The 25103-nt window shown below is 64.5% G+C and carries 2 protein-coding genes; both read right to left on the minus strand.

Features of this window, described 5'->3' with window-relative positions; genetic code table 11:
• Nucleotides 1-502: 502 nt before the first annotated feature.
• On the minus strand, nucleotides 503-14056 hold the full coding sequence (locus tag ACU688_RS19755) for a non-ribosomal peptide synthase/polyketide synthase (protein WP_448186051.1): 13554 nt from the start codon (nucleotides 14054-14056) through the stop codon (nucleotides 503-505).
• Nucleotides 14057-14059: 3 nt separating this feature from the next.
• Nucleotides 14060-24985 (minus strand): non-ribosomal peptide synthase/polyketide synthase, encoded by a 10926-nt coding sequence (locus ACU688_RS19760; RefSeq protein ID WP_448186052.1) that lies wholly within the window; start codon nucleotides 24983-24985, stop codon nucleotides 14060-14062.
• Nucleotides 24986-25103 lie beyond the last annotated feature (118 nt).

The following is a 25103-nucleotide window of genomic DNA, read 5'->3' on the forward strand; positions in this document are numbered from 1 at the left end:
CTTCGCAGGCAAGCCAGCTCCCACATTTGACGGTGTTCATAGATCAAAAATGTGGGAGTTGTCGAGCTTTAGCGAGGCTACGAAGGCGGTGGGTCAGGCAAAAAGGATATCGCCTGTGCCGCCGCCTTCGCAGGCAAGCCAGCTCCCACATTTGACGGTGTTCACAGATCAAAAATGTGGGAGTTGTCGAGCTTTAGCGAGGCTACGAAGGCGGTGGGTCAGGCAAAAAGGATATCGCCTGTACCGCCGCCTTCGCAGGCAAGCCAGCTCCCACATTTGACGGTGTTCATAGATCAAAAATGTGGGAGTTGTCGAGCTTTAGCGAGGCTACGAAGGCGGTGGGTCAGGCAAAAAGGATATCGCCTGTGCCGCCGCCTTCGTAGGCAAGCCAGCTCCCACATTTGACGGTGTTCACAGATCAAAATGTGGGAGTTGTCGAGCTTTAGCGAGGCTACGAAGGCGGCGGGTCAGGCGACAAAGGATGTCACCTGTGCCGCCATATTCAAGCCAGCGCCGCCACCAGGCTCTTGATGAACTCGGCATTATCGACAATCCGGTGGTGAGTCGTGTCAATCACCACCGAACGCTCAATCCCCGCCTGCCCAATCACCTCACGCAAACCACTTTCGATCAATGCCTGGTGCATCCCCGCCTCACTGCGCGCCGCCCACCAGCAACTGACCGGAGCCTTGATCGCCCGGAAGTCGGTAGCCTGCAAACGCTCATCAAGGATCTGTTTGATCGCCCACGACCGCTCGGTTTCCCCGCCGCGTTGCAGCTCGGCCTTGAGCGCCTGGAAGCTTGCGCCCAATGCCCCCTCCGCCCAGTCGCACAGGTGCTGCCATTGCTGCTCTTCATCGTGATCAACCTGCTGAGCTTGCTGCCACTGCGCCTGGATCTGCTCGGCATACGCCGGGAACATCACTTCCAGCATCTGCGCCCGGCGTTCAACCGCACTCAGCTCCGCCTGCGACTGCCCAGCGCCCTGCTCCCAGAACGCGGTAAACCGTGCCGGCGGTGGCGCGTCGATCCAGCCGACAAACTCCACCGTACGCCCGGCCTGCTCCAGCAGGTAAGCCACTTCCATCGCCAGGTTGCCACCCAGCGACCAGCCCGCCAGGCGGAATGCACCCTGCGGCTGCGCGTCCAGCAGTTGCTGCGCATAGTCCGCGACCATCTGCGCCCAGCCCGGCACCGCGCCGTCCTCTTCCACCAAGGCCCGGCAAATAATGCCAAACACCGGCCGTTGTTCACGCAACGCCAAGGCAATCGGCTTGTAGCAATGCACCGAGCCGAAACTTGGGTGGAACAGGTACAGCGGCGTGCCTTGGGTTTGGCTGTTGAGCGGTACGATCAATGAACTGGGCGCATCCCCCTCGATGCAACGGGCTTGCCCGGCCACCGTGGGGTTGAGCATCAACTGGTTGACCGCCAGCGCGGCGCCGCAGAGACGGTTGATCCGCTCCTTGAGCAGCAACACCAACAACGAATGGCCACCCAACTCAAAGAAGTTGTCGTGCACACCGACGCGCTCAACCTCCAGCACCTCAGCCCAAATCCGCGCAATCTGCTGCTGCAACGCCGTTTGCGGCGCCGCGAATTCACGGCCTTGGCCAGCGGCATCCGGCTTGGGCAGCGCCTTGCGGTCCAGCTTGCCGTTGGGACCCAACGGCATCTGCTCCAGCACCACCCATTGCGCCGGCACCATGTAATCCGGCAAGTACTTGGCCAGATGAGCGCTGACGTGCGTGCGCCACTCGGTATCGGCCGCGTGCAGCACCACATAGCCCACCAACTGTTTGTTATCGACCACCAGCACCGTGGCTTCGCGCACCGTCGGATGCTCCAGCAGACGCGCTTCGATTTCACCCAGTTCAATCCGCAAACCACGCAACTTGACCTGATGATCGAGGCGCCCGAGGTATTCGATCACCCCGTCGGCACGCTGGCGCACACGGTCGCCGGTACGGTACAAACGCGCGCCGCTGTGGAACGGGCACGGCACAAAACGCTCTGCCGTCAACGCCGGACGCCGATGATAACTGCGCGCCAGGCCTTCGCCGCCCAGGTACAACTCGCCGGCAACCCCGACGGGCACCGGCAGCAGCTGCGCATCCAGCACATGGGTGCGCAGGTTGGCGATGGGCTCGCCGATCGGCACGGTGTCGCTGCCCTCCTCGACGCAGGTCCAATGGGTCACGTCGATCGCCGCTTCAGTCGGGCCGTACAGGTTGTACAGGCCGGCAGCGGGCAGTTTCGCGAAGACCTGCTGCTGGGCATCCACCGGCAACGCTTCGCCACTGCACACAATGCGTTGCAGGCTGTGGCAGGTGGACACGGCCGGGTCTTGCAGGAAGGCCTGCAACATCGACGGCACAAAGTGCAACGTGGTGACGTGCTCGGCATTGATCAGGCTGACCAGTTTGGCCGGATCGCGATGATCGCCCGGCGCTGCCACCACCAGGCGGGCGCCGGTCATCAGCGGCCAGAAGAACTCCCACACCGACACGTCAAAGCTGAACGGGGTCTTTTGCAGCACCGTGTCCCGCGCGTCCAATTCATAGGCTTGCTGCATCCAGCACAGGCGGTTGGTCAATGCCGAGTGGCGGTTGCCCGCGCCCTTGGGTTGGCCGGTGGAGCCGGAGGTGTAGATCACATAGGCGAGGTTTTCCGGGTCGATCACGATGCCCGGATTGTGCTCGCCATAACCGTCAAACCACGACTCACCCAGCACTAAACTGTGCAGCCCTGCCGGAATCGGCAGTTGCTCCAGCAGATGCGCCTGGGTCAGCAGCAGCTTTACGCCGCTGTCTTCGAGCATGTAGGCCAGGCGTTCACGCGGGTATTCCGGGTCCAGCGGCACATAGGCACCGCCCGCCTTGAGGATCGCCAACAGGCCGACGACCATTTCGATGGACCGCTCCACCGCCACGCCGACCAACACATCCGGCCCCACGCCCGCTTCGATCAAGCGATGGGCCAGGCGGTTGGCGCGGCGGTTCAGTTCGGCGTAGCTCAGGCGGGTTTCGCCAAACGCCAGCGCCGGCGCATCCGGGGTGCGGGCGACTTGTTCTTCCATCAACTGGTGCACACCGCGTTGCAGCGGATAAGCCTGCGCGGTAGCGTTCCAGTCGTGGACCAACACCTGCTGCTCGGTCGCGTCCAGCAACGGCAACTGGCCGATGTGCTGCTGTGCATCGCCGGTCATGCCTTCCAGTAGGTTCAGCCAGTGACGCGCCATCCGCGCCGGGGTCGCCGCGTCAAACAGGTCAGTGGCGTAGATCAGCGAAGCAAACAGCGCGTCGCTGGATTCCTGGGTGCTGAGGCTCAGGTCGAACTGCGCGGTGCGGGTCTCCCATTCCAAGCCGCTGATGTGCAGGCCCGGCAGTTGTTGCAGCTGGTCAGCGCTGTCGGTCTGGTGATTGAACATCACCTGGAACAACGGGTTGAAACTCAGGTTGCGCTCGGGGTGCAACGCTTCCACCAACTGTTCGAACGGCAAATCCTGGTGCGCCTGGGCTTCCAGCGCCCGTTGCTTGACCTGTTGCAGCAGTTGGCTGACGGTCAATTGTCCGTCGATGTCGGCCTTGAGCACCTGGGTGTTGACGAAGAAGCCGATCAACCGCTCGGTTTCCTCACGATTGCGGTTGGCAACCGGCACGCCGACGCGGATGTCCTGCTGGCCGCTGTAGCGGTGCAGCAGGGTCTGGAACGACGCCAGCAGCAGCATGAACAGCGTGACTTCCTCACGCTGCGCCACGTGCCGCAGCTTCGCCAGCAAGGCCGGCGGCACGCTGATGTCGAGGCTCGCGCCGCGATGGCTTTGCAGGGTCGGGCGCGCATGGTCCAACGGCAATTCCAGCACCGGTTGTTCACCGCCCAGGTGCTCGCGCCAGTAGTCGAGCTGGCGGTGTTTTTCGCCGGCCTCCATCCAGCCGCGCTGCCAGCTTGCGTAGTCGGCGTATTGCAGCGCCATGTCCGGCAGTTGCAGGACCTGGCCCTGGCTGAAGGCCGCATACAGTTGCACCAGCTCATCGACCATCACCTGCATCGACGCACCATCGGAGACGATATGGTGCTGCACCAGCACCAGCACATGCTCATCCTCGGCCAGACGCAACAGGCTCACGCGCATCAACGGGCCGTGTTGCAGGTCAAACGGCTGGGCGATCTGTGCTTCCACCAGCGCCTGCAAGCCCGCCTCATCGGCATCAAGTCGCAGGATCTCGACGTCGGCGTGCGCCGCAATCACCTGCACCGCGCGCTCGCCGTCCTGTTGCACGTGGGTGCGCAGGCTTTCATGGCGGGCCACCAGGGTGTCGAAACTGCGCTGCAACGCAGCCGTGTCGAGGTCCCCCTTCAGGCGCAAGGTGCCAGGGATATGGTAAGCAGCGCTGTGCGGGTCCAGCTGCCAAAGGAACCACTGGCGCTCCTGGGCATAAGACAGCGGCAACGGCTGCCCGCGCCCCACCGCCAGCATCGGCGGCGCCAGCGGCTGCGCGTTCAGCGCATCAGCCAGCACACTGGCGACAAACCCGTGCAGGCGCGGCTGTTCGAACAGGCTGCGCAGCGGCACTTCGCGACCGAGCAGGTTGCGCAGGCGCGAGATCACTTGCATGGCCAGCAACGAGTGCCCGCCCATTTCAAAGAAGTGATCGCTCAGGCCGACGCGTTCAGCGCCGAGGATGTCGGCCCAGATCGCGGCGACTTGTTGTTCCAGCTCCGTAACCGGCGCGACCCAATCCTGTTGCGCGTGGCTGGCGTCCGGTTTCGGCAGCGCCTGGCGGTCCAGCTTGCCGTTCGGGTTGAGCGGCATGCGGTCGAGGAAGATCAGGTGCGCGGGCACCATATAGTCCGGCAGTTGTTCGCGCAGCACGGTTTTCAGGGCTTCGGCATCTGTTGAGTCGGCGACAAGATAGGCGACCAATTGATTGTCAGCCGCCAACACCAAGGTTTCACGCACGCCGTCCTGGGCCAGCAACAGCGCCTCGATTTCCCCCAGTTCGATACGGAAACCACGGATTTTCACCTGATGGTCCACACGGCCGACGTATTCGATCACACCATCGGCGCGGTAGCGGGCCAAGTCACCGGTGCGATACAGACGGTCGCCGCCGAAGGGATCGGGGACGAAGCGTTCTGCGGTCAGCAACGGACGATTCAGGTAAGCGCGAGCGAGGCCGCACTCGCTGCCGATGTACAGCTCGCCCACGGCGCCCAACGGCGCCAGATTCAAATCGCGATCCAACACGTACAACGCCCGCCCCGGCAACGACCGACCAATCGGGCTGGCGGTGGCGCCGATGGTTTCTGCGCTGTTGGTGCAATCCAGCACGCTCGACACCACCGTAGCTTCGGTCGGACCGTAGGTGTTCAGCAAACGCACGTGACCCAGACCCGCCTTGAGCCATTGCGCCGGGCCGTCCAGTGGCATCGCTTCGCCGCCGATATGGATCTGGCGCAACGCCCCGTAGGAACGCGGCCCCGCTGCCAGGCAATCGAGCAGGAACAGGTTCCAATAGGCGGTCGGCAAGTCGGCCAGGGTGATGCCTTGGCGGATGATTTCCGCGTACAACCGGCCGCTGTCCCACAATTCCGCACCGCGCAATACCACGGTCGCGCCATGGGTCAGCGCCGGGTACAGCTGCTCAACGAATCCATCGAAGTTCAGCGTGGCGAATTGCAGGACACGATCATCCTCGGTCAATCGCGAATAACCCGCCGCAATGCTGGAAAACTCCGTCAACGCCGCGTGGTTGATCGCCACGCCTTTCGGTTTGCCAGTGGAGCCCGAGGTGTAGATCACATAAGCCAGGTTCTGCGGCTCAACCACCACCTGCGGATTGCCCTCCGCAAACAACGCCACCCGATCAATCGCCACGCTGCGCAGCCCGGCGGGCAACGGCATCGGCACGTGGGATTGGGTCAGCACCAGGCTGACGCCGCTGTCTTCGAGCATGTGCAACAGGCGTTCGCGCGGGTATTGCGGGTCCAGCGGCACATAGGCGCCGCCAGCCTTGAGGATCGCCAACAGGCTGATCACCATGGCAAACGAACGCTCCACCGCGACACCCACCAACACCTCGGGGCCGACGCCTTGGGCAATCAAATAATGCGCCAACCGGTTAGCCTGGCGATTCAGCTCGGCGTAAGTCAGCGTCTGTTCGTCGAGGCACAGCGCAATCGCGTCGGGACGCCGTTGTGCTTGCTGCTCAAACAGACCGTGCACACCCATCGGGCTTTGGAACGCGGCGGCGCCGTTGTTCCACTGCACTTGCTCGGCACCGGCCAGCAGCGGCAGCTCGGCGACCCGTTGGCGGGCATCAGCGGCCACGGCGTGCAGCAGGTGCTGCCAATGCTGCGCCATGCGCGCGATGGTTGCGTCGGTGAACAGGTCGGTGGCGTAAGTCAGCGTCGCAAACAGGCCATCGGCCGAGGCCTGGGTGTCCAGGCTCAAGTCGAAATGCGCCGGATGGTTGTTGGACTCCAGCCCTTCCAGGCGCAGGCCCGGCAGTTGTTCGCCACGCTGCACACGCAGCTCGGACTGGTGATTGAACATCACCTGGAACAGCGGGTTGTGGCTCAGGCTGCGTTCCGGTTGCAGCGCTTCCACCAGTTGTTCGAACGGCAAGTCCTGGTGCGCCTGGGCTTCCAGCGCGCGGCGCTTGGCCTGTTGCAGCACCTGGGCAAAGCTCATCTGCCCGTCGATATCGGCCTTGAGCACCTGGGTGTTGACGAAGAAGCCAATCAGGCGCTCGGTTTCCACGCGGTTGCGGTTGGCAATCGGCACGCCGACGCGGATGTCCGACTGGCCGCTGTAGCGGTGCAGCAGGGTCTGGAACGAGGCCAGCAGCAGCATGAACAGCGTCACGCCTTCGCGCTGCGCCAAGGCCTTGAGGCCGGCGACCACATTCGCCTCCAGCGCCACGTCCAGGCGCGCACCGCGATAGCTCTGCACGGCAGGGCGCGGATGGTCGAGTGGCAGCTCCAACACCGGTTGCTCGGCACCCAACAGCTCGCGCCAATAGTGCAGTTGGCGTTGCTTCTCACCGCCGTCCATCCAAGCGCGCTGCCACAGCGCGTAGTCGGCGTATTGCAGGGGCATGGCCGGCAACTGCGCGTCATGGCCCTGGCTGTAGGCGGCGTAAAGCTGCACCAGCTCATCGACCATCACCTGCATCGACCAGCCGTCCGAGACGATATGGTGCTGCACCAGCACCAGCACATGTTCCTGCGCGCTCAATTGCAGCAACTTGACCCGCAGCAACGGGCCCTGGCGCAGATCGAACGGGCGGGCGATTTCCGCTTCAACTAGCGCTTGCACCTGCGCCGCACTCGGGTTGTCGAGGGCCACGCTATCGATGTGCAGCGTGGCCACCGGCAGCACCTGTTGCAGGGTGTGCTCGCCGGCGCTGACAAATACGGTGCGCAGGGTTTCATGGCGCGCCAGCAGGCTGTCGAAGCTGCGTTGCAGCGCCGCGCGGTCCAGTTCACCGCTCAGGCGCAAAGCGTTGGGCACGTGATAGGCGGCGCTTTCCGGCTCCAGCTGCCAGAGGAACCACTGGCGTTCCTGGGCGTAGGACAGGCTCGACGGTTGATCGCGCTCCACCGCCAACATCGGCGGCGCCAGCGGCGCTTCATCGGTTTGCAGGGCCTGCAAGGCCAGGACGAAACCTTCCAGTTGCGGCTGTTCGAACAGCGTGCGCAAAGCGATTTCCCGCGCCAGCAATTGGCGCACCCGCGAGATCACCTGCATGGCCAGCAGGGAATGCCCGCCCAGCTCGAAGAAGTGATCGGTCAGGCCAATGCGTTCGGCGCCGAGCACATCGGCCCAGATCGCGGCGACTTGCTGCTGCAATGCGGTGACCGGCGCGACCCACGTGCCTTGGGACTGTGCCGCGTCAGGTTGCGGCAAGCCCTTGCGGTCGAGCTTGCCGTTGGGCGTCAGCGGCATTTTGGCGAGGAACATGAAGTGCGCCGGGACCATGTAGTCCGGCAAATGGGTCTTCAGGGCGCGCCGCAGGGTTTCGCGGAACTCGGTTTCGTTGGCCAGCGGCGCATCGGCGGGCACGACGTACGCCACCAGTTGTTTGCCGGTCGGGCTGTCTTGAGCGACGACGACGGTTTCGCCCACGCTGTCCTGTTCCCGCAGGCGCGCTTCGATTTCCCCCAGTTCGATGCGGAAGCCACGGATTTTCACTTGGTGATCGACGCGACCTAGGTAATCCACCACGCCGTCCGGGCGACCACGGGTCAGGTCGCCGCTGCGGTACACACGGCTGCCGGGTTTGCCGAACGGATCGGGGACGAAGCGCTCGGCGGTGAGCGCCGGACGTTCCAGGTAACCCCGCGCAACGCCCTCGCCGCCCAGGTACAACTCACCGGCCACGCCGATGGGTTGCAGGTTGAGTTGGGCATCCAATACGTAGCCGCTGCGATTGCCCAGTAGTGTGCCAATCGGTGCATAGACGGCGCCGCATGGATCGCCGCGACGGGCTTTCCACAGCAGCGGCGTGACCACGGTTTCCGTCGGGCCGTAGCCGTTGAACAGATAGGTCGGTTTCAGCGCACGCCAGGCCAAATCGTAACTGGCCTGCGCCACCGCATCCCCGCCGAAGCAGTAAACCCGCACGGCCGGTGGATTGCCGTCGCGTTCGGCATGTTCGGCCAGCTGTTGCAGATACACCGGCGGGAACACGGCCATGGTCACGTTGTGGCGATGCATTTGTGCGTAGGTGTATTCCGGCAGCCACAGGCTGTCATCGCGGATCAGCACGCTGGCGCCGTTGATCAATGGATGCATCCAGCCTTCGTGGGAGCCGTCGAAGGCGAAGGACATGAAGTGCAGTTCGCAGTCGCTTGGGCTGGTTTCATAGCGTTCGCCGGTGGCGATGATGTGCGCCACCAAAGGCCCGTGGGAAACCGCCACGCCTTTGGGCATGCCGGTGGAACCGGAGGTGTAGATCACGTAGGCAAGGTTATCGCCGTCCAACGCCACTTCCGGCGCGGTCTCGGCGTAGTCCTCGGTGTGATCAATCGCCAGCACCTCAAGGCCCTCGGGAATCGGCAGTTGCTGCAAGGCACTGGAATGCGTCAACAGGAGTTGAGCGCGGCTGTCTTCCATCATGTACAGCAGGCGATCACGCGGGTATTCGATGTCCAGCGGCACATACACGCCGCCGGATTTCATCACGCCGAGGAACGCCACCAGGCTCTCGGCACAACGCGGCATGGCAATCGCCACACGCACTTCGGGGCCGACGCCACGGGCGATCAGCGCATGGGCCAGGCGATTGGCCTGACGGTCCAGCTCGCCGTAGCTGAGGGTTTGCGTGTCGAACTTGACCGCTACGGCCAGGGGATTTTCATGGGCGCGGTCGGCGAACAGTTCGTGTACCAAGCGCGCATTAGAGAAGCCGGACTCGTTGCGATCCCACAGTTGCAGGATGTGCTGCTGCTCATCGCTATCGAGCAGGTGCAACTGCGCCACGTTCTGCTGCTGATCGGCAACCATCGCCTGCAACAGGTTCTGCCAATGCCGCGCCATGCGCGCGATGGTCGGCGCGTCGAACAGATCGGTGCTGTAACCCAGGGACGCCCACAGGCCGTCGCGGCTGTCGTGGGTGTCCAGGTCGAGGTCGAAGTGCGCGGTGCGCCGCTCCCAGGCCAGGTTTTCGATGTTCAGGTGTGCCAGTGCCAGCGGTTCACGCGGCCCGTCGGTCTGGTAGTTGAACATCACCTGGAACAGCGGGTTGAGGCTCAAGCTGCGTTCCGGTTGCAGCGCTTCCACCAGTTGTTCGAACGGCAAGTCCTGGTGGGCCTGGGCGTCCAGTGCCCGTTGCTTGACCTGTTGCAGCAGCTGGGCGACGGTGGTTTGGCCGTCGATATCGGCCTTGAGCACCTGGGTGTTGACGAAGAAGCCGATCAGGCGCTCGGTCTCGACCCGGTTGCGGTTGGCGATGGGCACGCCGACGCGGATGTCCTGCTGGCCGCTGTAGCGGTGCAGCAAGGTCTGGAACGAGGCCAGCAGCAGCATGAACATCGTCACGCCTTCGCGCTGGGCCAACGCTTTGAGACTGGCCGCCAGCGCCGCCGGCAACGGCACGTCGAGGCGCGCGCCGCGATGGCTTTGCTGGGCCGGGCGCTGGTGATCGAACGGCAATTCCAGCACCGGCTGTTCACCGCCCAACAGGTCGCGCCAGTAGCGCAACTGGCGTTGCTTTTCGCCAGCCTCCATCCAGTCGCGTTGCCACAGCGCATAGTCGGCGTACTGGATCGGCATCGCCGGCAACTGCGCCACCTCGCCCTGGCTGTAGGCGCTGTAGAGCTGCACCAGCTCGTCCACCATCACCGCCATCGAGCCGCCATCGGAGATGATGTGGTGCTGTACCAGCACCAGCACATGCTCATCCGCCGCCAGGCGCAGCAAGGTCACGCGCAGCAGCGGGCCCTGTTGCAGGTTGAACGGCCGGGCGATTTCGGCGGCGACCCGCGCGTGCAAGTCGGCCTCGTCGATGTCGGCGAGTTCGATGGGCAGCGTGACCTGCGCACCAATCACCTGCACCGCGCCCTCGCCTTCCTGCTGCACATAGGTGCGCAGGCTTTCGTGGCGCGCGATCAGGGTGTTGAAGCTGCGCTGCAAGGCCTCGCTGTCCAACTGGCCGCTAAGGCGCAAGGCGCTGGGGATATGGTAAGCGGCGCTGTCAGGGTCCAGTTGCCAGAGGAACCACTGGCGCTCCTGGGCGTAAGACAGCAGCAGCGGTTGCAGGCGATTGCGTGCCACCAGCGGTGGTGCTTGTTCGACGCTTTCCAGCGCCTGCACCGCCGCCACAAAACCGGCCAGCCGGGGTTGTTCGAACACCAGTTTCAACGGCACTTCCTGCGCCAGGGCGTGGCGCAGGCGCGAGACCACTTGCATGGCCAGCAACGAGTGCCCGCCCATTTCAAAGAAGTGGTCGCTCAGGCCGACGCGTTCAGCGCCGAGGATATCGGCCCAGATCGCGGCGACTTGGTGTTCCAGCTCCGTAACCGGCGCGACCCAATCCTGTTGCGCTTGGCTGGCGTCCGGTTTTGGCAGCGCCTGGCGGTCCAGCTTGCCGTTCGGGTTGAGCGGCATGCGGTCGAGGAAGATCAGGTGCGCGGGCACCATATAGTCCGGCAGTTGCTCGCGCAGCACGCTTTTCAGGGCTTCGGCATCTGTTGAGTCGGCGACAAGATAGGCGACCAATTGATTGTCAGCCGCCAACACCAAGGTTTCACGCACGCCGTCCTGAGCCAGCAACAGCGCCTCGATTTCCCCCAGCTCGATGCGGAAACCACGGATTTTCACCTGATGGTCCACACGGCCGACGTATTCGATCACGCCATCGGCGCGGTAGCGGGCCAAGTCACCGGTGCGATACAGACGGTCGCCGCCGAAGGGATCGGGGACGAAGCGTTCTGCGGTCAGCAACGGACGATTCAGGTAAGCGCGAGCGAGGCCGCACTCGCTGCCGATGTACAGCTCGCCCACGGCGCCCAACGGCGCCAGATTCAAGTCGCGATCCAACACGTACAGCGCACGCCCCGGCAGCGACCGACCAATCGGGCTGGCAGTGGCGCCGATGGTTTCCGCGCCGCTGGTGCAATCCAATACGCTCGACACCACGGTGGCTTCGGTCGGGCCGTAGGTGTTCAGCAAACGTACATGGCCAAGCCCCGCCTTGAGCCACTGCGCCGGGCCGTCCAGCGGCATCGCTTCGCCGCCGATATGGATCTGGCGCAAGGCCCCATAAGAACGCGGCCCCGCTGCCAGGCAATCGAGCAGGAACAGGTTCCAGTAAGCCGTTGGCAAGTCGGCCAGGGTGATGCCTTGGCGGATGATTTCCGCGTAAAGACGGCCGCTGTCCCACAGCTCCGCACCGCGCAACACCACGGTGGCGCCATGGGTCAGCGCCGGGTACAGCTGCTCAACGAAACCATCGAAGTTCAGGGTGGCAAATTGCAGGACGCGATCATCTTCAGTCAACCGCGAATAGCCCGCCGCAATGCTGGAAAATTCGGTGAGCGCCGCGTGGTTGATCGCCACGCCTTTCGGTTTGCCGGTGGAGCCCGAGGTGTAGATCACATAGGCCAGGTTCTGCGGGTCAACCGACCGTTGCGGATTGCCCTCGGCACAACGCTGCAAGGCGTGTTCGGCGTTGTCGATATCCAGCCGCGCCACGTCGGCGGGCAACGGCAATTGCTGGGCGGACTGGCACAACACCAGGCGCACCTGGCTGTCTTCGAGCATATGCAGCAGGCGTTCGCGCGGGTATTGCGGGTCCAGCGGCACATAGGCGCCACCGGCCTTGAGGATCGCCAACAGGCTGACCACCATGGCCAACGAACGCTCCACCGCGACGCCCACCATGACTTCCGCGCCAACGCCCTGGCCGATCAGGTAATGGGCCAGTCTGTTGGCCTGGCGATTCAGTTCGGCGTAGGTCAGCGTCTGTTCATCGAGGCACAGGGCAATGGCGTCGGGACGTCGTTGCGCTTGCAACTCAAACAGCCCATGCACACCGAGCGGGCTTTCGAAGGCCGCGCCGCCGCTGTTCCAGCCGTTCAGCATGTCGCGCTGTTCAGCGTCGGCCAACAACGTCAGTTGTGCGAGACGGTTGCCAGCGCTGGCGACCATCCCGTGCAGCACGGTTTGCCAATGCGCTGCCATGCGCGCCACGGTGGCGGCTTCGAACAGGTCGGTGGCAAAGGTCCAGGAAGCCCACAGGCCGCGGTCGGTTTCTTCGGTGTCCAGGCTCAAGTCGAACTGCGCGCTCTCGCTGGCCCACTCCAGTGACGTCACGCCCAGCCCTGGCAATTGCTGCGCGCCAGCATTTTTGCGGGTTTGCGCCTGGTGGTTGAACATCACCTGAAACAGCGGGTTATGGCTCAGGCTGCGTTCCGGTTGCAGCGCTTCCACCAGTTGCTCGAACGGCAGGTCCTGGTGACTTTGGGCCTGCAACGTGCGCTCCTTGACCTGGGCCAGCAACTGGCGAAAGGTCATCTGGCCGTCAAGGTCGGCCTTGAGCACCTGGGTATTGACGAAAAAGCCGATCAGGCGCTCGGTCTCGGCGCGGTTGCGGTTGGCGGTCGGCACGCCGACACGGATGTCCGACTGCCCGCTGTAGCGGTACAGCAAGGTCTGGAACGACGCCAGCAACAACATGAACAGGGTCACGCCTTCGCGCTGCGCGAGGGCCTTGAGGCCGGCGACCAGCGCCGGTTCCAGCGCCACATCCTGACGCGCGCCGCGATAGCTCTGGCGCGCCGGCCGTGGGTGATCGAACGGCAATTCCAGCACCGGCTGGCTGCCGCCGAGTTGCTCGCGCCAGTAACCAAGTTGGCGCTCCTTCTCCCCCGCTTCCATCCAGCGCCGCTGCCACAGGGCGTAGTCGGCGTATTGGATCGGCAGTGTGGCGAGCTGGCAGTCCTGGCCCTGGCTGTAGGCGGCGTAGAGCTGCATCAATTCCTGCACCATCACGCCCATGGACCAGCCGTCGGAGACGATGTGGTGCTGCACCAGCACCAACACCTGCTCGTCTTCGCCCAGGTTGAGCAAGTTCACCCGCAGCAACGCACCCTGCTGCAAATCGAAGGGTTCGCCGATAAGGGCCTGCACCCGCGCTTGCAGCTCGTCTTCGCTGACCGCGCTTTCAACGATCTCGACGACGGCGTGGGCCAGCACCACCTGGGATCGGTTGTCGCCGTCCAGATGCAGGCGCGTGCGCAGGCTCTCATGGCGTTCCAGCAGGCTGTCGAAGCTGCGCTGCAAGGCGCTTTTATCCAGGCGCCCGCTCAGGCGCAGCACACCGGGGATATGGTAGGCGGCGCTGTGCGGGTCCAGTTGCCAGAGGAACCATTGGCGTTCCTGGGCGTAGGACAGCGGCAGCGCTTCACCGGCCTCGCGAGCCGGGGCAATCGGCAGTTGCCCGAAGCTCATGCCACGGGTTTGCAAACGTTGGTAGAACTGCTGGCGTTGTTCCAGAGGCAGGCGAAGAAAGCGCGACACCAGGTCGATATTAGGGTTGGAAAGCATGGTTCAAATCGCCTCTAGTTCGCTCAAAAAGTCACGAAGATCATCAAAGTCTTCCGCGCTGCCGGCACGGAAAGTCGCGGCGGCCTGCACATAGGCGCGCAGCGTTTCGGTCTGGAACACTTCCACCAGCGGCACTTCCAGACCCAGTTCGGCCTGCACCCGCGAGGTGATCTGGATCGCCAGCAGCGAATGGCCGCCGACTTCGAAGAAGTTGTCGTTCAGGCCCACTTGCTCAAGGCGCAGCACGTCGGTCCAGATCGCGGCGATCTGCTGCTCCAGCTCGGTCTCCGGGGCCACGTAGTGTTGCTGCAACTGGCTGGCGTCCGGCTCGGGCAGGCCCTTGCGGTCCAGCTTGCCGTTGGGGGTCAGGGGCATTTGCGCGAGGAACATGAAGTGCGCGGGCACCATGTAGTCCGGCAGGCGGGTTTTCAGGGCGCGGCGCAGGGTGTCGCGGAAGGCGGCGGTGTCGGCCAGGTTGGCGTCGGCCGGGACCACGTAGGCCACCAGTTGCTTGCCGGTCGGGCCGTCCTGGGCCACCACCACGGTTTCGCCGACGCTGTCTTGTTCGCGCAGGCGTGCTTCGATTTCCCCCAGCTCGATGCGGAAGCCACGGATTTTCACTTGGTGATCGACGCGACCGAGGTAGTCGACCACGCCGTCGGGACGGCCACGGGTCAGGTCGCCGCTGCGGTACACACGGCTGCCAGGTTTGCCGAACGGGTCCGGCACGAAGCGTTCGGCGGTGAGCGCTGGACGTTCCAGGTAGCCCCGCGCAACGCCCTCGCCGCCCAGGTACAACTCACCAGCCACGCCGATGGGTTGCAGGTTGAGTTGGGAGTCCAATACGTAGCCGCTGCGATTGCCCAACAGTGTGCCGATGGGTGCGTAAACGGCGCCGCAGGGATCGTCTTTACGGGCTTTCCACAGCAGCGGCGTGACAACGGTTTCCGTCGGGCCGTAGCCGTTGAACAGATAAGTCGGTTTCAGCGCACGCCAGGCCAAATCGTAACTGGCCTGCGCCACCGCATCCCCGCCGAAGCAGTAAACCCGCACGGCCGGTGGATTGCCGTCGCGTTCAGCGTGTTCGGCCAACTGTTGCAAGTACACCGGTGGGAACACCGCCATGGTCACGTTGTGACGATGCATTTGTGCGTAGGTGTATTCCGGCAGCCACAGGCTGTCATCGCGGATCAGCACGCTGGCGCCGTTGATCAATGGATGCATCCAGCCTTCGTGGGAACCGTCGAAGGCGAAGGACATGAAGTGCAGTTCGCAGTCGGCGGGGCTGGTTTCGTAGCGTTCGCCGGTGGCGATGATGTGCGCCACCAACGGGCCGTGGGAAACCGCGACGCCTTTGGGCATGCCGGTGGAGCCGGAGGTGTAGATCACGTAGGCGAGGTTGTCGCCGTGCAACGCCACTTGCGGCGCGGTCTCGGCGTAGTCCTCGGTGCGATCAATTGCCAGCACTTCAAGGCCTTCAGGAATCGGCAATTGCGGCAACGCACTGCTGTGGCTCAGCAGCAATTTCGCGCGGCTGTCTTCCATCATGTACAGCAGGCGATCTCGCGGGTATTCGATGTCCAGCGGTACATACACGCCGCCGGATTTCATCACGCCGAGGAACGCCACCAGGCTCTCGGCACAACGCGGCATGGCAATCGCCACACGCACTTCGGGGCCGACGCCACGGGCGATCAGCGCATGGGCCAGGCGGTTGGCCTGACGGTCCAGCTCGCCGTAGCTGAGGGTTTGCGAGTCGAACTTGACCGCCACCGCCTGCGGGTTCTCGCTGGCGCGGTCGGCGAACAGTTCATGCACCAAACGGGCATTGGAGAAGCCGGACTCGCTGCGATCCCACAGTTGCAGGATGTGCTGCTGCTCATCCGCATCCAGCAGGTTCAGTTGGCCAATGTTCTGCTGCTGATCGGCAACCATCGCCTGCAACAGGTTCTGCCAATGCCGCGCCATGCGTTCGATGGTCGTGGCGTCAAACAGGTCGGTGGCGTAGCTCAACGAGGCGCGCAGTTGCGCCGCCGACTCTTCGATATCCAGCGTCAGGTCGAACTGGGCGACTGCTTCATCCCAAGCGACCGGGCTGATATTCAACTCGCCCAGGCGCTGCAAATGCCCGCTCGCCAGGCTGATGTGGTGGTTGAACGCCACCTGGAACAGCGGGCTCAGGCTGAGGCTACGCTCCGGTTGCAGCGCTTCCACCAGTTGCTCGAACGGCAGGTCCTGATGGGCCTGGGCTTCAAGGGCGCGCTGTTTGACCTGGGCCAACAGTTCACGCACGGTGGTGTGCCCGTCGATATCCGCCTTGAGCACCTGGGTGTTGACGAAGAAGCCGATCAACCGCTCGGTCTCGACCCGGTTGCGGTTGGCGATGGGCACGCCGACGCGGATGTCCTGCTGACCGCTGTAACGGTGCAACAGCACCTGGTAGGACGCCAGCAACAGCATGAACAGCGTCACGCCTTCGCGCTGGGCCAGGGCTTTAAGGCCGTCCAGCAAGTGCGCAGGCAGCGGCACATTAAGGCGCGCGCCACGATGGGTTGGCACCGCCGGGCGTTGGTGATCGAACGGCAGTTCCAGCACCGGCTGTTCGCCGCCGAGCAGTTCGCGCCAGTAATCGAGCTGACGGGCCTTCTCCCCCGCTTCCATCCACTGGCGTTGCCACACGGCGTAGTCGGCGTACTGAATCGCCAGCGCCGGCAGTTGCAGGGTTTGCCCCTGGCTGTAGGCGGCGTAGAGCTGCACCAGCTCATCCACCATCACTTGCATCGACCAGCCATCGGAGATGATGTGGTGCTGCACCAACACCAGCACATGCTCGTCCGCCGCCAGACGCAACAGGCTGACGCGCATCAGCGGGCCTTGGCGCAGGTCGAACGGCGCGGTGATGCGCGCTTCGACCAGGGCCTTCAAGCGCGCCTCATCGGCCTCCACCACCGTGAGTTCGATCGCCACGTGCGGGCGGATCACTTGTACGGTGCGGTCGGCGTCCTGCTGCAAATGGGTGCGCAGGCTGTCGTGGCGCGCGGCCAGGGTGTCGAAGGCGCGCTGCAAGGCGGCCTGATCCAGCGGGCCCTTGAGGCGCAAGGCGCTGGGCACGTGATAGGCGGCACTGTGTGGGTCCAGTTGCCAGAGGAACCACTGGCGTTCCTGGGCGTAGGACAGGGCCAGGGGTTGGTCGCGTTCGATGGGTTGGATCTGACTGATCTGCACCTGTGTTTCACCCAGTGCGCGGACAAAATCGCCAAGCACGGGTTGATCGAACAGGGCTTTCAAGCCCACATCGAGGCCGAGAGCGTGGCGGATACGCGACACGGCCTGGGTCGCCAGCAGGGAATGCCCGCCCAGTTCGAAGAACTGATCGTTGAGGCCAACCTGCGCCACGCCGAGCACCTCGGCCCAGATCGCGGCGACCTGTTGTTCCCGCTCGGTGTGAGGCGCGAGGTATTCACGTGCCTGCACCTCAACTTTCGGCAGGGCCTTGCGGTCGAGCTTGCCGTTGGGGCTTAGCGGCATGCGCTCAAGCGCCAGCCATTGCGCCGGGACCATATAGTCCGGCAGGTGCGCGGCCAGATGGGTGCCCAGCACTTCGCGCCAATCCTCGGCAGTGTCATGCAGCACCACGTACGCCACCAGGTACTGACCATCGACCGCCAGCACGGCGCTCTCGCGCACCGCGTCGTGCTCCAGCAGGCGCGCTTCGATTTCCCCCAGTTCGATGCGTTGGCCACGCAGTTTGACTTGATGGTCGATGCGTCCGGCGTATTCGATTACGCCGTCTTCGCGGTAACGCGCCAGGTCACCCGTGCGGTACAGGCGCTCACCGGCAACAAACGGATGGGCGATAAAACGCTCGGCCGTCAGCGCCGGGCGACGGTGATACCCGCGCGCCAGGCCGACGCCACCGAGGTACAACTCGCCCAGCACGCCGACGGGCGCGGGCTCGAAGTTGCTGTCGAGGATGTAGCAACCGAGGTTGGCAATCGGCCGGCCAATCGGCACGGCATCGCGACCTTCATCGACGCAGGTCCAGTGGGTCACGTCGATAGCCGCTTCGGTCGGGCCGTAGAGGTTGTAGAGCCCGGCCTGGGGCAGCTTGGCGAAGACGTGCTGCTGGGCGTCCACCGGCAGGGCTTCACCGCTGCACACAATGCGGTGCAAGGTGTGGCAGGTGGCGACGGTCGGCTCTTGCAGGAACGCCTGCAACATCGATGGCACAAAGTGCAGCGTGGTGATTTGTTCGGCGCTGATCAGGCTGACCAGCTTGGCCGGATCACGGTGATCGCCAGGCGCTGCAACCACCAGGCGTGCGCCGGTCAGCAGCGGCCAGAAGAACTCCCACACGGAGACGTCGAAGCTGAACGGGGTCTTTTGCAGCACGCTGTCGCTGACGCCCAGCGCGTAGGCTTCCTGCATCCAGTGCAGGCGGTTGGCCAGGGCGGCATGGCGGTTGCCGGCGCCTTTGGGCTGGCCGGTGGAGCCGGAGGTGTAGATCACGTAGGCGAGGTTTTCGCCGTGCAGTTCAATATTCGGATTGATGTCGCTGTAGCCTTCGAAGGTTGATTCACCCAGCACCAGGGTTTCGAGGGCAGAGGGAATCGGTAGCTGTGCCTGCAGATGCGCCTGGGTCAGCAGCAGTTTTACCCCGCTGTCCTCCAGCATGTAGGCCAGGCGTTCACGCGGGTATTCCGGGTCCAGCGGCACGTAAGCGCCACCGGCCTTGAGCACGGCGAGCAGGCCCACGACCATTTCGATGGAACGCTCCACTGCCAAACCGACCAGCACATCCGGGCCCACGCCGGCTTCGATCAAGCGGTGGGCCAGGCGGTTGGCGCGGCGGTTCAGTTCGGCGTAGGTCAAGCGCTGTTGCGCGAACACCAGCGCCGGCGCATCCGGCGCGAGGGCGGCTTGCTCTTCGATCAGTTGGTGCACGCAGCGCTGCAACGTGTAGTCGCGGGCGGTGGCGTTCCAGGCGTAGAGCACCTGTTGGCGTACGGCGTCGGTCAGCGTGGGCACATCCCCCAGGCGCTGGGGTGCTGGCTGGCTCAAGCCGTGCAGCAGGTGCTGGAAGGACTCGGTCAGTTGGCGGATCTCAGCTTCGCCAAACAGCTGCGTATCGAAGCTGAACTCAAACTCCAACGTCGTACCCGCGCCGAGCAGGACGGTGAGCGGATAGTGCGTCTGCTCCAGGTTCTGCACATTGCTGAACGCAAGCCCAGCGGGCGCGCCATGGGCCAACGCCTCGGAGACCGGATAGTTTTCCACCACCAGCAGCGTGTCGAACAACGCCACACCGCCTGCCCCCGCCCAGCGCTGGATGTCGAACAGTGGCGTGTGCTCGTGCTCACGCAGGCTGAGGTTGAGGGCCTGCACCTGTTGCAACCACTCGCCGACCCACAGTTGCGGGCTCGGCGTGGCAATGACCGGCAAGGTGTTGATGAACAGGCCGACCTGTTGCTCCACCCCCGGCAAACCGGCCGGGCGCCCGGAAACGGTCGCGCCAAAGGCCACGGTGGCCTGGCCGGTGTAGCGTTGCAGCAACAGCAGCCAGGCCGCTTGCACCAGGGTGTTGAGGGTGACTTTGTGCGACTGCGCGAAGGCTTTGAGTTCCGCGCTGTGCGCCGGGCTCAGGTGCAGATGCTGGCTGCCCTTGGGCGCTGCGGGCGCCGTCGAAACGCCGCGCGCCAGTTGCGTCGGGGTGTGCAGGGTTGCCAACTGGCCTTTCCAGAACGCTTCGCTGAGGGACGCATCCTGCGCCTGCAACCAGCCGATGTAGTCGCGGTAGTGCCCGTGGATCGCCGGCAACGGCTGGCCGGCATAGTGCTGCAAGACTTCGCCGAACAACTGCGCCCGGCTCCAGCCATCCAGCAGGATGTGGTGGTTGGTGTAGATCAGATGGAAGCGGTCGTGGCCGGTGCGCACCAGTTGCAGGCTGAGCAGCGGCGCCTGTTCCAGCACAAAACCCTGGGCGCGGGTGGATTCGCTCAGTTCGTCCAGCGCTGCTTGCTGATCGGGGCGCGCCTGCCAGTCGTATTCGGCGAACGGCAACGCGACATCCCGATGGACCGCTTGCAACGCTTGTGCTTGCGCGTCCTGCCAGATGAACCCGGTACGCAACATGTCGTGCCGCGCCAGCACCTGCTCCCAGGCGCGCTGGAAGCGCGGCACGTCGAGGCCGTGGATGTCGGCGCGCAACTGGCTGACGTAGATGTCGTCCTGGCCGTGCTGGTACAGGCTGTGGAACAGCATGCCCTGCTGCATCGGCGACAGCGGGTACAGGTCCTGCACGCCACGGGGGGCCAATGCCAACTCATCCAGTTGCGCCTGGCTCAGGCGGGCCAGGGGCACGTCGGCCGGGGTCAGGCCGCCGTGTTGCGGGTTGAGGCAGTGGGCGATCAGCGCCAGCAATTCCTGCTGGTAATCGTCGGCCAGGCGTTGAATGGTCGAGGCCTGGAACATCTCGCGGCTGAAGCCCCAGCTCAGGCTCAGTTCACCGCCGTACACCTGCCCTTCCAGCGTCAGCCAGTTGGCCAGCGGCGCCTCGGCATCCTGGGCCTGGCCGCTGCTTTGCGCGGCGGGGACGAACAGCGCGGACGCGTCGAACTGCCGGTCGAACTGCCCCAGGTAATTGAAGGTGATACGCGGCGGCGCCAAGCCGGCCAGGGCGTCGCGGGATTCGGCCGTGCCCAGGTAGCGCAGCAGGCCGTAGCCCAGGCCCTTGTCGGGCACGGCGCGCAGTTGCTCCTTGACCGATTTGATCGCGCTCGACAGTTCGCCGTCGGCCTGCAAACGCACGGGGAACAGGCTGGTGAACCAGCCGACGGTGCGGCTCAGGTCGACGCCTTCGAACAGGTCTTCGCGACCATGCCCTTCCAGCTGGATCAGCGCCGCGTGCTGGCCGCTCCAACGGCTGAGCACCCGCGCCAGGGCGGTCAGCAACAAGTCGTTGACCTGGGTGCGGTAGGCCGCCGGGGCGTCTTGCAGCAGTTGGCGGGTGTGCTCGGCGTCGAGGCGAATTTCGATTTTGCTGCCCAGACGGTTTTGCAGGCCGCCCTGGGGGTTGTCGCACGGCAGGTCGGCATCGACCGACTGCGCCTGCCAGTACGGCAGTTGCGCGTCCAGGCTGTGCGCGTGGTTCTGCAACTGCTGCGCCCAGGCTTGATAGGCGCTGGTTTTTGCCGGCAAGCCGGCTTGGCCGTAAGCCTGTTGCAGGTCTTCCAGCAGGATGCGCCACGACACACCATCGACCACCAGGTGATGGACCACCAGCAGCAGGCGCTGGGCGCCATCGGCCAACGTGATCAAGGCGGCACGCAGCAGCGGACCGTGTTCCAGGTCAAGGCTGCGCTGGGCTTCATCGCACAGGGCGGCCAGTTCGGCATCGCTACCGGCTTGGGATTGCCACAGCGCCGAGTCCGTGACAGTTACTGCATGGGTTTGCTGCCAGCCATCGGTCTGCTGGGCGAAGCGCAGGCGCAAGGCGTCGTGATGGTTGATCACCTGGGTCAACGCCGCCGCAAGACGCGCAGGTTCCAGGGCCTCGCGCGGGGTCAACAGCAGCGATTGGTTCCAGTGCTGGCGCGCCGGGATGGCCTGGGCGAAGAAGGCGTGCTGCACCGGGGTCAGGATCACGTCGCCGCTGACCGGGCCTTGGTCGATCAGCGCGGCCTGCTCGAAGCGCGCCACCAGCGCCAGGCTGCGCACGCTCTGGTACTGGAACAGGTCGCGCGGGCTGAGGCGAATCCCCGCCTGGCGGGCACGGCTGACCACCTGGATGGAGATGATGGAGTCGCCGCCGAGTTCGAAGAAGTTGTCGTCCAGGCCGACTTGCGCGAGGCCCAGCACATCGCTCCAGATCGCCGCCAAAGCGGATTGCAAAGGGTTTTCCGGCGCGCTGTAGGCTTGTTGCGGCGCGGCGTCCGGCAGGGGCAGCGCCTTGCGGTCGAGCTTGCCGTTGGCGGTCACCGGCAGCTTGGCCAGGGCGATGAAGTGGGTTGGGACCATGTATTCGGGAAGGCTGCCAAGGAGCCAGGCCTTGAGGTCGCCGGGCTCGTCCTGTTCGTGGACGAGGTACGCGACCAACTGTTTGCCGCCGTGCACCAGCACCACGGCTTCACGCACCAAGGGGTGTTGCATCAGGCGCGTCTCGATTTCACCCAGTTCGATGCGCAGACCGCGCAGCTTGACCTGATGGTCGAGACGGCCGAGGTACTCGATGACGCCGTCGGCGCGTTGGCGCACGCGGTCGCCGGTGCGGTACAGGCGCTCGCCCGCCACGAACGGGCTCGGTACAAAGCGCTCGGCGGTCAACGCCGGGCGTCGGTGATAACTGCGGGCCAGGCCCGTGCCGCCCAGGTAGAGCTCGCCGGATACGCCGGCCGGTACCGGGTTGAGCTGGGCGTCGAGCACGTAGGTGGCGAGGTTGGCGATGGGCCGGCCAATGGGCACGCTGTCGGCGCCTTCATCGATACAGGTCCAGTGGGTCACGTCGATGGCGGCTTCGGTGGGGCCGTAGAGGTTGAACAAGCCGGCCTGGGGCAGCTTGGCGAAGACCTGGGTTTGCGCATCCAGCGGCAAGGCCTCACCGCTGCACACGATGCGCTTGAGGCTGGCGCAGGTGTGCACGCCCGGCTCATGGATAAACGCCTGCAGCATCGACGGCACAAAGTGCAAGGTGGTGATGCCGTGGTGGCCGATGGTCTCGATCAGCCGCGCCGGCTCGCGGTGTTCGCCAGGAGCGGCGACCACCAGGCGAGCGCCGGTCATCAGCGGCCAGAAGAACTCCCACACCGACACGTCAAAGCTGAACGGGGTTTTCTGCAGAACCGCGTCGCTGTCGTCCAGCCCATAGGCCTGCTGCATCCAGCACAGGCGGTTGACCAGCGCGCGATGGCTGTTGCCGGCGCCCTTGGGTTTGCCGGTGGAGCCGGAGGTGTAGATCACATAGGCGAGGTTCAGCGCCTGGATGGCCACGGCGGGCGATTCGGTGCTGTAACCGTCAAGCCACGGCGCGGGCTGGTCCAGGGCGATCACCTGGATGCCTGCGGTCGGCAGCTGCGCCAACAGGCTGTGCTGGCTGAGCAGCAGCGTGATGCCGCTGTCTTCGATCATGTAGGCCAGGCGTTCCTCGGGATACTCCGGGTCCAGCGGCACATAGGCGCCGCCCGCCTTGAGAATCGCGAGCAGGCCCACCACCATGTCGATGGAACGCTCGATGCAGATGCCCACCAACACGTCCGGGCCGACGCCGCTTTCGCGCAGCAGGTTGGCCAGTTGATTGGCGCGGGCGTCGAGTTGGGCGTAGGTCAGCGTGGTGCTGGCGAACGTCAGCGCCGGGGCATCCGGCGTGCGCTGCACCTGGTCTTCGATCAGGTGATGGATGCCGCGCTCGGTCGGATAGGCCTCGGCGGTGTGGTTCCAGGCGACGACCTGCGCATGGCGGTCCTCGGCGCTGACCATCGGCAACTCGCCAATGCGTTGCTCGCCATCGGCAACCATGGCCTGTAACAGGCTGATCCAGTGCGCGGCCATGCGCGCGATGGACGGCGCGTCGAACAGGTCGTTGGCGTAGGTCAGCGCGGCATGCAGGGTGCCGGACTTTTCGTAGGTGTCGAGGGTCAGGTCGAACTGGGTGGTGCGGCCTTGCCACTCCACCAAGGCCAGCTCCAGGCCGGACGCGGTGCGGATGCTGGCGATGTCCGCCACCAGCGGCTGGTGGTTGTACATGACCTGGAACAGCGGTGTATGACTGAGGCTACGCTCGACTTTCAGCGCTTCCACCAGGCGTTCGAACGGCAACTCCTGATGATCCTGGGCGCCCAGCGCGTGTTCCTTGATGCCTTGCAGCAACTCGCCAACGCGGGTTTGCCCGGTGAGTTCGGTGCGCAGCACCTGGGTGTTGACGAAGAAACCGATCAGGCCTTCGACTTCACTGCGGTTGCGGTTGGCGATGGGCACGCCGATACGGATATCGTCCTGGCCGGTGTAGCGATGCAACAGCACGTTGAAGGCGCCGAGCAGCAACATGAACAGGGTGATGTTGTGCTGTTGCGCACAGCTGCGCAGTTGCGCGGCCAGCGCCGGGTCGATGGCGAAATTGTGCCGCGTGCCCTGGTAGCTGGGCATGGCCGGGCGCGAGCGGTCGGTGGGCAATTCCAGCACCGGGTGTTCGTCGCCCAGGCGCGCCTGCCAATAGTCGAGCTGGCGCGCCTGCTCTCCCGCTTCCAGCCAGCGGCGCTGCCACAGGGCGTAGTCGCTGTACTGGATCGGCAACGGCGGCAGTTGCGGTGCTTCGTTGCGCTCATGGGCGTCGTAGAGGCGGATGAATTCGTCGATCAGCACGTTCATCGACCAGCCATCGGAGACGATGTGGTGCAGGGTCAGCAGCAGTACGTGCTCTTGCGTGTCGAGCTTGAGCAGTTGCACGCGCAGCAGCGGGCCGTGTTCCAGGTCGAACGGTTGCAGCGATTGTGCGGTCGCAGCGGCGTTGACGGCGGGCTCGCGCTCGGCGGCAGGCAAGGTACTGAAATCCAGGTGTTCGATGACCAGCGAGGTCGGCATGGCGACTTGCAGCAGGCGTTCATCGGCCTGGCGCTGGAACACAGTGCGCAAGGTTTCGTGCCGTGCCACCAGGTTGGCGAACGCCTGCTCCATGGCCTCCAGGTTCAGCGCGCCCCTGAGGCGCACCGCGCCCGGCAAGTTATAGGCGCCGCTGGCCGGGTCCAATTGCCACAGGAACCACATGCGCTGCTGCGCGTAGGACAGCGCCTGGCGATCCTCCGTCTCCACCCCTGCCGGAATCGGAAACCGGGAAAAATCCACGCCTTCTTTCTGCAAGGCTTGCAGGAACAGTTGGCGTTTTTCCAGGGGCAACCCGATAAACCGGCGAGCAAGTTTCAAGGAGTCTTCAGCATTCATTTCTTGGAGTCCGGGGCAATAGGCGGGAAGCACAAAGGCACGTCGTCCCTATAAAACGAACCGGAGGGGGAAAAATTAGCGCGAGGTAGAAGGCGTGCAGCCGGGTGTCATCAAGGGT

This window comes from Pseudomonas acericola (SeqCode) (genome assembly GCF_053456465.1).